This is a genomic window from Egbenema bharatensis FJBBOT/2019, from assembly GCF_048077055.1.
Taxonomy (GTDB): domain Bacteria; phylum Cyanobacteriota; class Cyanobacteriia; order Elainellales; family Elainellaceae; genus Egbenema; species Egbenema bharatensis.
Genome location: NZ_CP182236.1, coordinates 5,057,904 through 5,071,207, shown reverse-complemented (window position 1 = coordinate 5,071,207; position 13,304 = coordinate 5,057,904). Strand labels below are relative to the sequence as shown.

12 protein-coding genes are annotated in these 13,304 nt (G+C 50.8%); 9 read left to right on the top strand and 3 right to left on the bottom strand.

Features of this window, described 5'->3' with window-relative positions; genetic code table 11:
* Positions 1–43: 43 nt before the first annotated feature.
* The 4 genes from ACM1PF_RS23430 to ACM1PF_RS23415 all read left to right on the top strand — a co-directional run bounded on the left by ACM1PF_RS23430 (position 44) and on the right by ACM1PF_RS23415 (position 4,876).
* The gene (locus ACM1PF_RS23430; RefSeq protein WP_416667548.1) at positions 44–1,219 is read left to right on the top strand and encodes an FAD-dependent oxidoreductase; all 1,176 of its coding nucleotides are present in this window, start codon (positions 44–46) and stop codon (positions 1,217–1,219) included.
* Entirely contained in the window at positions 1,137–1,622 is a 486-nt protein-coding gene (locus ACM1PF_RS23425) for a hypothetical protein (protein WP_416667546.1), read from the top strand. The genes ACM1PF_RS23430 and ACM1PF_RS23425 overlap by 83 nt, the downstream gene beginning before the upstream one ends.
* A gap of 507 nt (positions 1,623–2,129) precedes the next feature.
* Positions 2,130–3,281, top strand: coding sequence for a hypothetical protein (locus ACM1PF_RS23420; protein ID WP_416667543.1), 1,152 nt, complete (start codon positions 2,130–2,132; stop codon positions 3,279–3,281).
* Positions 3,278–4,876: a GUN4 domain-containing protein gene (locus ACM1PF_RS23415; protein WP_416667540.1), complete on the top strand. Its 1,599-nt coding sequence runs from the start codon at positions 3,278–3,280 to the stop codon at positions 4,874–4,876. Before ACM1PF_RS23420 ends, ACM1PF_RS23415 begins: the two co-directional genes overlap by 4 nt.
* On the opposite strand, the gene ACM1PF_RS23410 is transcribed toward ACM1PF_RS23415, so the two are convergent.
* Positions 4,764–6,470: an ABC transporter ATP-binding protein/permease gene (locus ACM1PF_RS23410; RefSeq protein ID WP_416667538.1), complete on the bottom strand. Its 1,707-nt coding sequence runs from the start codon at positions 6,468–6,470 to the stop codon at positions 4,764–4,766. The genes ACM1PF_RS23415 and ACM1PF_RS23410 overlap by 113 nt on opposite strands.
* 335 nt (positions 6,471–6,805) lie before the next feature.
* Here ACM1PF_RS23410 and ACM1PF_RS23405 point away from each other — a divergent pair, with 335 nt between their 5' ends.
* The 3 genes from ACM1PF_RS23405 (at position 6,806) to ACM1PF_RS23395 (ending at position 9,396) form a co-directional block, all read left to right on the top strand.
* The gene (locus tag ACM1PF_RS23405) at positions 6,806–7,675 is read left to right on the top strand and encodes a DUF1350 family protein (protein WP_416676773.1); all 870 of its coding nucleotides are present in this window, start codon (positions 6,806–6,808) and stop codon (positions 7,673–7,675) included.
* A gap of 128 nt (positions 7,676–7,803) precedes the next feature.
* Entirely contained in the window at positions 7,804–8,778 is a 975-nt protein-coding gene (locus ACM1PF_RS23400) for an S-layer homology domain-containing protein (protein ID WP_416667535.1), read from the top strand.
* Positions 8,779–9,057: 279 nt separating this feature from the next.
* Complete coding sequence (locus ACM1PF_RS23395) at positions 9,058–9,396, top strand: P-II family nitrogen regulator (protein ID WP_416667532.1); 339 nt, start codon at positions 9,058–9,060, stop codon at positions 9,394–9,396.
* 93 nt (positions 9,397–9,489) lie between these two features.
* Here ACM1PF_RS23395 and ACM1PF_RS23390 read toward each other — a convergent pair whose 3' ends face one another.
* Positions 9,490–10,092 carry a hypothetical protein gene (locus ACM1PF_RS23390; protein WP_416676771.1) on the bottom strand — a complete coding sequence of 201 codons (603 nt, stop codon included), beginning with the start codon at positions 10,090–10,092 and terminating at the stop codon, positions 9,490–9,492.
* A gap of 299 nt (positions 10,093–10,391) precedes the next feature.
* Between ACM1PF_RS23390 and ACM1PF_RS23385 the strand changes: the two genes are divergently transcribed.
* Positions 10,392–10,862, top strand: a complete 471-nt coding sequence (locus ACM1PF_RS23385) for a hypothetical protein (protein WP_416667529.1) — start codon at positions 10,392–10,394, stop codon at positions 10,860–10,862.
* Between the two features lie 16 nt (positions 10,863–10,878).
* On the opposite strand, the gene ACM1PF_RS23380 is transcribed toward ACM1PF_RS23385, so the two are convergent.
* On the bottom strand, positions 10,879–11,046 hold the full coding sequence (locus ACM1PF_RS23380) for a hypothetical protein (RefSeq protein ID WP_416667526.1): 168 nt from the start codon (positions 11,044–11,046) through the stop codon (positions 10,879–10,881).
* 318 nt (positions 11,047–11,364) lie between these two features.
* On the opposite strand from ACM1PF_RS23380, the gene ACM1PF_RS23375 reads away from it, so the two are divergent.
* Positions 11,365–13,293, top strand: a complete 1,929-nt coding sequence (locus ACM1PF_RS23375; protein ID WP_416667523.1) for a protein kinase domain-containing protein — start codon at positions 11,365–11,367, stop codon at positions 13,291–13,293.
* The last annotated feature ends 11 nt before the right edge of the window (positions 13,294–13,304 follow it).

The following is a 13,304-nucleotide window of genomic DNA, read 5'->3' as shown; positions in this document are numbered from 1 at the left end:
CCCTCACTGTTATAACCGCTGTATTTATAATTCAGGATTCACCATGACGAATGAACGCTTCTATGATTTCATTTGCTTTGGCGATGAAGTCCCCGGAATTTTGACCATTGTTGCAGCAGCAAGGGAATATCGACGACGCTTTGGCTACTTCCCCCGTAGTTTAGTCATGCTCAAAAGTCCGGCAGCTCTGGGATTGGGAGGGCATCTGGTGCGGGGGCGGTTAGCCTATCTCGATCGCAGCAGCATCCCGTTAGAGATTCGCCAAAGACATAATCTGGATGATTTTGGTGATCCGCCTGCACTCTATAAAGAATTTTTACGGCGATCGGGGGTGGCTTTAATTGCCCTGGATCATGCTCGCGCAAATCAAGTTTTGCGCCAAATGTTGAGCGAAGTCAGAGCCGATATTCTCAGTAGTATTGAAATTGCCGCAGTATTAAAAGATGGGCCGCGCCTTTCTGGGATTAGAACCCATCGGGGGGAAATTTATCGCGGACGACAGTTTTTTGATTCCACGGTGAATGCAGAACTGGCCCAGGCAGCGGGAGTGCCCATGCTGAAGGGGTTTGAAACCTTTGGGCTGCCCAACTCATCGCTTTCGGTGACGCTGGTAGTCGAAACCGAGGGACTGCCTATTCACGAATTGAAGGCGATCGAGGCTCATTATTTGCGGCGGATGAATAACCCGGCAGATACAGAAGCCCAACGCTTTATTCAAGTAGCAGCCTCGTCCGATCCTAGACTGATTCAGGAACTACGTCAGGATCTGGCTCGGCGGGATGAACGCGGCCAATTCCTGACCATGTGGCAGGGAAGAGATTATATTGACGTGCGCAGTCGGGCCCTGTTGATCGCCTACCATGCCTTCCGGGGCACCAAGCTTTCCCAGTACGAAAGCCGCGCTATTTTTGACAATGCCAACATTGCCATCCTGCCGAATGGGAATCTGTCCTGGAATGCCCTGATGTTTCAGGTCAATGCCGATGAAGCAGAAGCTTTAGCCCGCAATCAAGCCAAACCAACGCCGGAGATGTGGAATGAACTGGGCTATGTAGAAAAGTGGTTCCTCAGCCTGGGCTTCAAGTCGATCGGCCAGGGAACTGTATGTTCGTCACACGGGAAATGTCCGAGGCGCAGTGCAACCCCTGACGGGGGCAATGATGTTGATGGGGGGAGTCCCAAACCACGAAGCCCTGGGCACCTTCGGCTATCGATTTGATGCCAGAGGCGGGATTCGAGGGCTGCGGGAAGCGGCAGCGGCGAACGGATTTAGCAGTATTGAATTCCAACAGCCCTTGATGAACATTGGCATTCGTCATGCTTTGATGAAGGATGTGCCGAACTTAGCCGTCATCAGTCCCGCTTCAGGCTTTGAAGGGTATGCCAGTTCCGCCGGTCGGATCGTTGAGTACAACGTTGGGGTAGGGCAGGGCGTGGGAATTGCAGCAGCGATGGCAATGGCCTCCGGTAAAAATTTAGCGGATATGACCAACGCTGAAGTCCGTCAGGTTCTGGCAGCCACAGGCCAATTGCCGAAAATCTATGGTCAAACCCACATGGCGGATGCTCAGGCTCTAGCGGCGTTCGAGCAGAAATTGGGAACGGGTATTATGATCGCTTAAGCATGCAAATTCAGTAGATCTAAAATGGGTTCGTTTCACAGTGAACCGGGGGTTGATCCCCCTAAATCCCCCTTAAAAAGGGGGACTTCAACCTTTTTCGGCTCAGTTCCCCCTTTTCAAGGGGGGCTAGGGGGGATCTAAACAAGATTTGTGATCTACTGAAATTAAATCATCTATAACGCTTGTGGGGTGGGCATCTTGCCCGCCCAGTCAACCAAACAGAACGATCGCAGTTACACTCGGGTGTATGTCAATTTTGCATTTATATTACGAATATCTCACTGGCAGGCATACGAATATCTCACTGGCAGGCAAGATGCCTGCGCTACGATCAATGGGATGCTCCCGTTACATTCAGCCTATTCAGCCTGGTCAGCAACGCCGAAATATAAATGTTTGACGCTGATTTGGCTATCCCCCCGGAACCTTTCCGTCAACCTTGTATCTACTGATTAAGCCTGCCTCAAACTCATTGTGGTGTGGTATTCATCACTTTGGAGCGTCAACATGACAGTTTGGTGTTCAGAACGGGACGTAGATTACAGCAATCTGGCTCGCTTCCTGCGAAAAAAGCAGTGGAAAGAGGCAAATGAAGAGACACTTCTGAAGTTGTTGGAGGCTTCGGGTCGGATTGAGGTGTTGATTCGATCGGGACGATTGGTGCGTGAAGATATCCACATCCTGTTTTCCGCGTTAGATGCTCCAGGACGGCTTAAAGTACTGAAGGCAATGGCGGTATCACGCCAGCTATCCAACGCTGAACTGGAAGCTTTGTTTCAACAGTGGGGGCCTGATCTTGATTGGATGGGGGTTCCGGAACGGATTAAGTTACTCGTTCTGGAATTGCTGATCCAATTGCACGAAACTAAGGCGTTGAGCGATGCAGATTATAGTCATTACCGACAAACTTTACGAACCGATCGATCGCTGGAAAAAAAGGCAATCAAGCTATTTTTAGCCCTGACTGCTTTTGGTTTATTTCAGCAGCAAGACATTATGTTATTAATGCCTTTGCTCGATCGAGAAAGTCAGGAAAAGTTAGCAAAAACGCTTGGTTTATCGCATCAATTTTGCCAATCGGAGTCGTATCTTTTATTAAAGCTTTTATCCTCGGATGAGTTGAAACTACTCAGAGGTCTGGACTATTCTGCGGTCAAAATAGCAGGCGCATCCCATCAAAGCCCCCAGACCCAGCGATCGAATTCCATACCTTCAGGGAATAGCTTCAGTCATGTCCTGGGTCTGCTTGCTGCCCTTGATCCCACTGCCAATCCAGCCAAATCAGAACCGCAAACCTTCTCCAGCAAACCCCTTTCTGAGGAAGAATTCATTTTTGCTGAACTGTTGGGAAGACTCAGGGCTTTAGCCGACTCGGGAGAACTGAATCAAGAAAAGCTGACTCATGCACTCAATTACTTAGCCTATGGAAATGTGAATGAACTCAAGCGAGTCCTGAGAATTCTGGCCAGATCGATCCGTACCGTCGGCTGGGGGATGATCAGATTTCTGCCCTGGCAGAAGCCGTTTCTTCCGGAAGTTTTGAGCGATCGAGGTTATTCCTGGAAACAGTCAAGCAGTCAATTTTTACAGGTGAACTCAGCTACCAGAATTTCAACGAACTACTCGATTATTTATCGGTTACTCGCGTTGCAGAATTGACAGAAACCCTTGAGATATTAGCCGATTTAGATCCATACCGTCGCTTACAACCCGGTAGAGTGTTTGAACAGGTGAACTCCATTTTGTTTGGAGATGTTCGGCTGATTCAAAAACTGGAGAAAATCATTAAAGATCTCAAGTTTTCTGGCAAGCTTTCCCATGAGCAAGGAGCTGATTGCCTTAATTGCTTATCTACCCATAAAAACAAATTTAAGCATTTTCTTGAGCGCATCAACAGACTGAATCAAACCCATTCATTCACCCGCGAAGATGTTTCCAATCTGGCAGATTCACTTTATTCAGATGAATCAGGTTTATCCCTGGATCTATTGGCCATCATTAGAGACTCTACCTTTACCCTGGAATCAATTGACCAAAAAAACAGTCACTTATTAACGGAAGAAGAATTTGAAAATTTATTGAATCTTCTATGTTTTAACGAAGGTAGATTACAGCAAGTTATTGTTGACTTATATCCACTATACCGCCGGGAAAAGGGGAAGCTTGCCAGGCTCGCTAAAGCCTTTTCCTCTAGCAGGTTCATCTTGCCCAAAGTGTTGAAATTCCTGATGGAGCGAGAGGTATTTTCTTTACAAGAAACCGACATTGAAGCTTTAGCGAAAGCCTTCGTTGCCAACGATGCAGCGTTGCCTAAGGTGCTAGAGATTTTGATGAATACGGTGGTTTTTCTATCGAATCGACTCAATCAAAAATTTGATAATCAGGACGGTTCCCTGACCACTAATCATTCTCCCAGCTCACTAGCAGGACAGCTTTCTAAGAAACTACCTGAATTGTTGTTGGAAACCATTGTTGACGATCGGCTGAAGTTAGTCGGACTATTAACGAACCTGTTAAATACTGCCTCTGAACATCAACTCACGACAGCAAATCGCCCCACGCTGATTCGGTTGCTCAATTCGACTCAAACGACGGAAGAAGAGAGACAGTCCCAACTGGAACTCATGCTGACGGGATGGCAACATCGGGGATGGCATCTGACCTGGAGAGATCTGGAATATTTTCCCTGCGCTGACCTGCAATCGATCGATATTTTGTGGAAAAGCGAAAGTGAAGGGCGATTTGGATTCAGTGCCCAACAGCAAGTGTGGCAACATTTTCAGAAGAACCAGCCTGCTCTTAGTGAGGATGACCTTTTCCAATTTGGGCAGTGTGTAGGTTGGCGCAACAGCAACACCTGGATAGACTACAACGCCGCCATCTTAGCCATTACAGAGGCAGATGCAACTCGTTTTTGGCTGGAAGAAGCTCCCTGTGGTCATTTACCTCTCCTTCCGCTGGTGGGCTGGTGGTGCTGGGCAGGCGGCATGAAAGCAATGCTCGGTCGGCTGACAGCTTGCGCTCCTACCGCTTTAACTGCATCGCACGAACTGGTGATGCGCCAGGAAACACGAACCGTTGAACGGATCAGCAAACAAACTGACTATCAGAAACGCACCCATGACTCTCTCTCACCACTTTTCAATTACTGTTCAATGGATAATTCAGGGATTTCATCTGCCAGGTTTTATCCTGGGACAGTTGCAGGAGAGACTGATGGTAGTTCGCCAGGGTGGAGCGATGACCAACGCTGAGAAACGTGCTGCCGATCGCCTTCAGGTGCTGGTAAAGTTGCTCCTCGTTGCTCAAATCCAGGGCACTGGTCGCCTCATCCAGAATGGCGTAGGTGGGTTTATTCAGCAGCAATCGAGCAAAGGTTAACCGTTGTTGTTCCCCTAAAGACAGCACATCCGCCCACTCCTGCTCGGCATCAAAGCCACCCATTCGTTCGTCTAATCCAGCCAGATTCACCTGAGCCAATACCTGCTGCAACTGCTCATCACTCACTTCCAGGTGGGTCTTGGGATAGAGCAACTGATCGCGGAGTGTACCCAGCACCATATAAGGACGTTGGGGCAGAAATAGGATCTGATCCGCTTCAGGACGGACGATCGTTCCCGTACCAGCATTCCACAATCCGGCGATCGCCCGCAGCAGAGAACTTTTGCCACACCCACTCGGCCCCATCACCAGCAGCCCAGCCCCAGTGGGCAACTCCACAGACAAATCTTCGATCAACGTCCGCTGATAGTTCGGAGTTTGCAGGTTCAGATGTTCCACTGCGAGGCGATCGTCTGTGAAGGTTTGAATTTTGGGAAACTCATCGGTGGGTTCTGCTTCGCCCGGCTCCAGAAATTCAGCAAAGGTGTATAGACGGTTAATGCCCGCCCCGAAGGTCGTCAACGCCTGGAAGCGAGACACCACCACATTCAGCGAGAAAAAGACGCGGATAAAGGCTCCCTGCGCCTCGGACACCTTCCCCACTTCGATCTCCCCGGCAAAAATTCCTGGAGCTACCACCAGGGCAGGCAGGATAAAGGGAATAAACTCGTAGGCATTGGTGACAACATTCAGATTTAGCTCCCAAATCAGCAGGCGTTTTACGTTTTCAAATACCTCGGCAAATCGCTGTTTCACCTGATGGGACTCCCGATCTTCCCCCTGGTAAAAGGCGATCGACTCAGCATTTTCCCGAATTCGCACCAGGCTAAAGCGGAGGTTGGCTTCTTTTTTCAGTTGTTCAAAGTTCAACCGCACCAGGGGCCTACCAAACACAACGGTCGTCACCAGAGTCCCCACCAGGGCATACAGCACCAGGAAAAACACCAGGGGTTTAGAAATGCCCCAAAGGACACTGCTAAAGGCAATGACCGACAGGACGGATTCCACCAGCACCAGCAAAAACGCCAGGGATTCCTGAGTAAAGCTGCGCACATCTTCAGCAATCCGCTGATCCGGGTTATCAATGTCACTACCCGAAATTTGCAGATTATAGTATGCCCGATCGCCAAAGTACTGATTCACAAACCGATGGGTCAACCATTGCCGCCACTGCAAACTCAGCCGATCGCGCAGATAGGTATAGCCCGCCAGGAGGGGCGCGTAGATCACCAGCACTGCCAGGAAAATGATCACCGTTTGCCAGAAGCGGGATTCATCCTGGGCAGAAAGGGCAGAAATCAAGACTCCCCGCTTATTGTTCAGAACCACACTTAACCCGGTATAGGTCAGCAAACACAGCACCACACCCAGCAGTAACCCCCTGGCCTGCCACTTCTCATCCCCTGACCAGTAGGACTTGGCGATCGTCCAAAACTGGTGCAGTACCTTGAAATTCAGTCGATCCATCAATCTGTTTTCCTTTCAATCAGTCCAAATCAGCCAAACGGAACCTGCGGGCACTACCGTGATCCTGAGAAATGAAAATTGCATAACCTGAAATTCTTGTGAGGTGGGCATCTTACCTGCCCAATTAACAAGGTAGAAGGTTACACAAGTTATTAATTCCCGATCCTAAATGGATTTTGATGGGATTTGACAGAATTTGAATCGATGCATGGGTATAGATTGCGATCGGTGAATTGGGTCAGAAGATGAGGGAAGTGAGTGCTTACCCTACGGCACGCTGGAATTCGTTAGACTTTATCTAAAGTTATGTGAATATCAATCAATCGGCTCTAGCTATGGAATGGCGCGAAATTTACGGAAATTGGGTTCTGGTTCCGTCCCAGCCCAAGGCAATTGTGCATTTTTTAGGTGGAGCTTTTGTGGCGACCGCTCCCCAGGTGACCTATCGCAATTTACTGGAACACCTGGCAACTCAAGGGTACGCGATCGTGGCCACTCCGTTTGTCAATACCCTGGATCATACGACGATCGCCCAGCGGGTGATGCGGTTATCGAATCTGGCACTCGAACAATTACAGGCTGACCTGAACTTAGGTTCCTTACCCATCTATGGTGTGGGGCATAGCATGGGCTGTAAACTGCATTTGTTGATTGGTAGTCTGTATCCGCAGGAGCGCGCCGGAAATATCCTGATTTCATTCAACAATTATCCAGCCCGACGTTCTATTCCCATGTTGGAACAGATGACAGATTTCTCCCGCTTTACTTCGCAAATTGCAACTCGATTTGTCTCGCAGGTAGCAGCCCAATTTTCGACCCAAGCCTTACCTCCCTTTGCTGTACCAGAGTTTGATGTGGAATTCACCCCATCGCCAGAGCAAACATTTCAACTGGTTTTGGACAAATATCAGGTTCAACGCAACCTGCTAGTTAAATTCACCAACGATGATATCGATCAAACTCGATCGCTGCATGACATTTTGCAAGAACGGTTTCCCAAGCTAACCGCAGTCCAAATCCTCAAAGGCAATCATTTAACTCCGTTAGGACAGGATGTGAATTGGCAAAGTGGGACAGAATTCTCACCTCTGGATGCGATCGGGCAGTTTGTCAAGCAGGAAGTGTACCGGGATATGAACCAACTGAAGCGAATCATGCTGATGTGGCTCGATCCGTTTTCGGCCTTTACGGGAGATTTAGAGTGAATTGATCGGCACAAACTTGTTCTATCTCCGCATTCCTGTGGTAATCTCAGCACCAAGGTGTTATTTATTTGCGGCATGATCTGCGATGACCCTGTCGGTGCTGTTGAGTTTTGTAGCTGAATCTAATCATGACTGGACAACCCCCTCCCTCCCGCGATCGTGATCTGGGTTTTGACGAATTCATTGCCATTCTGGTTTCTTTGGCGGCGATCGGTTCTATTTTGTTTTGGGGACTCACCCGCAGAGATGCAGGGTTCCGATTTGCTGATCTGCAACTGTTTCCCAGTCCCACCACCGCAGAACGCAGGCCCTTCCTCCTTTCCGAATCTCCAGAAGCCACTCGCTTACCTGCCCCCTCTCCTCAGGTGAGGACAACCCCTACTCCCGGTGTCCAGACGGTGACTCCCTCTCCCAGGGCCGTCCAACCTGGAACGGCATTGGCTCCTACCACGACTGGAACGGTCGTCCCTGCGCCGATTCCCGTTGTAGTCGCCCCCCCTGCCACGGGTGAAGCGGTGGAATTTACAGATGTCCCCCAAGACTACTGGGCCTATCCCTTCATCGCTGAGTTGAGCCGCCGGGGAATCATCACTGGGTTCGACGATGGTACGTTCCAGCCAGAAACGCCTGTCAGTCGGGCGGAGTACGCTGCCCTGCTTGAGAATATCCTGCCACCGGATCAGCGCGCTGAGGCGATCGACTTCCCTGATGTTCCCGAAGATTTCTGGGCCAGGACTGCGATCGATGAAGCCGTTCAAGCTGGATTTCTGAGCGGCTACCCTGAGGGCAATTTTGCTCCCAATGATCAGATTTCCAAACAGCAAGTACTGGTATCACTGACAAATGGTGCCCAGCTACCGGAAGTTTCTAATCCAGAGGAATCTGTAGCCATTTACGAAGATAGCGATCAGATTTCAGACTGGGCTGTGCCTATCGTTGCCTCAGCGACAGAATCGGGGGTAGTTGTCAATCACCCAGAACCCAGTGCCCTCGCGCCAGCAGCCCCTGTCACTCGCGCTGAAATTGCAGCTTTGATTTATCAGGCGTTGGAGACTGCTAATCAAGTTGAGCCGATCCAGTCTGAGTTTATTGTGCGCCCGTAGCGGCATAGCATTCAGTTCAGTGTGGGCAATGTACCTTACCAGGCAGGACGGGCAAGATGCCCATCCCACAAGAGGGGAGAATGTTTATCTCACAAGGGGTAAGATGTTCGTCCAACAGGAGAGCAGGCTATTTGCCCCATAAAAGCAGATTTACTCCCCACTCCTCACTCCTCACTCCTCACTCCCCACTCCTCACTCCCCACTCCCCACTCCTCACTCCCCACTCCTCACTCCTCACTCCTCACTCCCCACTCCTCACTCCCCACTCCTCACTCCTCCATGCTCGACATCGATCAATTCTCCCTCGTAGAACCCGCCTATCTTGTCACCGTTATCAGTGAATCTGTCCTGAAGGATAGCCTGATCATGCTGCTGAAAGACCTGAAGGTTAGAAGCTATACCGTCAGCGAAGTTCAGGGAGAAGGACGCTATATGCGGCGATCGGCGGATCCTGAAACTTCATCTAGCTTTGTCGAAACTGGCCTGGAAATTCGGGCGATCGTCTCTCAGGAACTCTCTCAGGTCATCCTGCACGTTCTCAAGGAACAACAAACTGATTTCGCCATTTTTGCCTACCGTCAGCCGATCGAAGCTCTGATTGATGACATTAATTTTTAGCCCCACCCCACTCCCCGCACGGGCGAACGCAATTCGCCCCTACCTCACTCCTCACTCCTAAAGGCTGCGCGAACACTCCTCACTCCTCACTCCTCACTTCATCACCGCCATCGTATTCTTCCAAGCCAACTCCTTACACAACATCTCCAGGGCCCGCTGTTCTGCCCCGGAAAAGAGCTGACTGTCTGCAAGTTCCATCAACACCTGCTGAGTGAGCTGGGCTGCAAAGCCTCCCCCACAGCGCAGTAGATGACTGTAGTAGCAAAACTGAGGTCGTTGCTGTTCGTTCAGGTGAAACTGGTAGACTTCGGATTGGTTCATTAAGTAAACCGGTGTATTGACTGGAACAATGACGCGAGGAATACCGTGAACGCCATAGGTTTGATCGCCAGTCTCAGCCATTGAACCAATCAGTACCACTCCTAACAGCGTCCGGGTTTCTGTAATTAAGTCTGGGGTAAATAACGGATCGGGTTCACTGGTCAGGCGGGGGCCATTGTTGAGAAACGAGGGATTAAAAAGTTGGGAATTGTAAATTACCCCGATCGCCCAGTGTCGATCACAATCTGCCAATTTGACAAAGCAGCCAAAGCCAAAATCATCCGCTCCTGGAGGACTGCTGACCGCCATGCGATCGTGGACTTGCACCACATAATCACAGTGGGAGTTGGACTTGACAACTTTTCCTAACTCCATTCCTAACTCCGTTCCTGCTGCCATTCCTAACACCATAGGTCGCTTCTCCCCTCTAACTCAAAATTATTCCACCGAATAATTTCCTAGTGTAGCCAGTCTGGTCAAAATCTAAAATTTAAAATCCGAAATCCCCCTCGGCGCGGTTAGTTCCCTGCCTGAGACGGGCATCCTAAATTCAGCAGCATCCACTTGATCTGAGTCGGGTGTCTGCGATCGGGTGTTGTACAAATTATCGGTGCAAATCATTCGGGCAAACCATCAGTCCAGGCTGAGTATAAGTCTTTTGGTGCAGGCAAGATATGACTGACAAGCAGAGAACTTTACCGGAGGAGATTGATCCCAAAGACAACTTGACTCCTCCCGAACCCTCCAATCCATTGACTACAGTGGAATTGCCGAGTGAGCTAGTTGACGCGATCCATCAGCACTGCCGACCCGGAGAAACGGCGACTCAGGCAATTCTGGAGGTTTTGCAGTCCGTCCTGGGGCAGCAGCAAAGGGCAGATTCCGAGGCTGTAAGTCCGCCAAGCACTTCAAGTCTACCGATCGCTTCCAATCCTCCAGGCACTGCAAATTCTCCGAGCAATGCAACCACTTCAGATGCGATTTCAGATTTGCTCACCCATCATCTATCACCGGATCATCCGCCTCCCCAGGACTTGCCCCCCAACCTGACCGCAGCCCTCGATCGCCTCGCGCACCGCCTGACTCAACTAGAAGTCCTGATTCCCAGGATGGCTGATTTGGAGGGAAAGTCGATCGCCTTCTGAGCAACGCTCCTCTCCCTCAGAAGGCAGTTCCCCCACTCCCCATTCCCTCTCCCCTACCCGGTGCGATCGCCTCCAACGGTTCATCTTCCACTCCCAAATCTCCTGCTGACGATAGGGTCAACCCTGGTTCTGCGATCGCATCCCTATGGTTACAAATCAGACACGATCGCCAGCCGATTTCCATGCCAACGGTTATTCCTGAACCACTCGCCTACTGTCCTCGTTGCCAACATCCGCTTTCCCCGCCAGCAGAACCCTGGAGTCGGCAGGGCTGTACCTGTTGCGGTTGGATAAGTTAACCACAGGTCTTTATTACATCAACCCCCGTAGGAGCGCACCGCCGTGCGTCCTTTCAAAATTGGATGCCGTTTTATCGCAAATTTTTCACCATAACAGCGTCACCATAACAGCGTCACGATAGCAACTTCATATTTATTGAAATGTGTTACCTCCGCCGGAATATCCATGTTATGTTCTAAGTAAAAACTAGGGCAAGTGCGTTATGCAAGCGGTAGGACTGACTCAGGGTCAGGTTGTCGGAGATCGCTATAAAATTATTAAACGAATTGGCAACGGTGCTTTCGGATACACTTACCTCGCTGAGGATATCCATATGCCAGGGGTGGGAGCTTCTAACCTGTGTGTGGTGAAGCAACTGCAACCGCAGCAAACCGATCCGGCTTCTCTAGAAATTGCTCGTCGTTTGTTCAATTCCGAGGCAGTTGTATTGAGCAAATTGGGGAGCCATCCCCAAATTCCATCTCTGGCTGCCTACTTTGAAGAAGGACAAGAATTTTACCTGGTGCAGGAATACGTGGACGGGCACGACCTCAGCCACGAAATTATGCCGGGTAAAACGATGTCGGAGGTGGAGGTGCAGCAATTTCTGGAAGATACCCTCTCTGTCCTAGATTTTGTCCATCAGAACGGGGTAATTCATCGGGATCTCAAACCCTCTAACATCATGCGTCGATCGCAGGATAATGCCCTGGTGTTGATTGATTTTGGTGTCGTCAAGCAAATTGGCACCCAGCTTGCCCCAACCGGACAGACTTCCCTGACGGTGGCGGTAGGAACGAAGGGGTATATGTCCCCAGAGCTGGCTTGCGGTAAACCCAAATTTTGCAGTGATATCTACTCGTTGGGCAAAATTGCGATTCAGGCGTTGACGGGAACTGCCCCCTGGATGCTTCAGGATGATCCCGATACGGATGAAGTGATGTGGCGACACCTGATTGAAATCAGTCCCGCCCTGGGGAATCTGATCGATCGCATGGTTTGCCACAACTATCGGCAACGCTATCAAAGTGCTCAACAGGTTTTAGACGATCTCCGCACTATCCGAGCCGAATCGCTCAGTTCAGCCGTCGCTACCGTTCTCCCTCCTTCCCCTGCTGCTCCTCCCACCTCACCCCCAGTCACCCAGCGGTTGATGTCTAATAAACGCTGGCTGATTCGAGCTGGAGCCATTGTTGCCGTGTTAGGTGGGCTGGGAATCTGGCGCGGAACTGAGATGCTGCAACTTCGATCGAACTTAGCTGAACTGGAACTACTCCGCAGTGAGGGCAGATATGAGGAATGCCTCGATCGCACCAGTATGCTCATGCCCCATCCCCAAATTGAAGCGATTCAGAGCGGTTGTTCATTTCTGCGAGCCGAGAAACTGGTGGGTGATGGACTGCTTGGAGAGGCCATTCTGGCGGCCCAAACGGTGAAGCCCGATCATCCAGACTATGGGGAAAAGGCCCAAACGTTGATCAATGAATCCGCCTCAACCCTACTCAGCAATGCCAAGGCAGCGGCAGAATCCAGTAGCTTCCAGTCTGCCATTACCACCGCAAACGCGATTCCCACCGATCACGCCCTGCGCCCAGAAGCCGATCGCCTAATTACAGAATCCGCCACCCAAATTGTGGAGCGAGCCACTAATCGGCAGGCAGAAAATTTGGAGGAGTCCATTGCCCAGGCGGAGGTCGTGATCTCGCTGGCAGTAACTATTCCGGCTCTCGCATCTACGGCTGAGGATGCCAGGACGAAGGTATCCACCTGGGAACAACAACTTGCAACGGGAAACGCAGCGATCGCACAGGCAGAAAGCATTTTAGAAGCCCAGGAGGGCAACTATTGGGAGACAGCAGATACCGCCCTGAACGATCTTCCCGATACCCCTTACTGGCGCAATCGATCGCAAGCCCTCCGCACTCAAATTGCCAGTGCCCGACCGCGTCCTGCTGTGGTGGAACCCGTTCCGGTTGCCGCGCCCAGAATTCCCGAAGCTCCCCTTCCCACCTACACGGCTCCCGCGCCTGTATACATTCCGCCCGCTCCGCCGCCACCTCCGGTTGTACAACAGCCTCCAGCCCCACCCCCGGTTCAATCAGAACCACCTGTCACCTTTGACATTCCCACGGGGGGCGGCCCGGTGGACTAAAGCGAATGGGT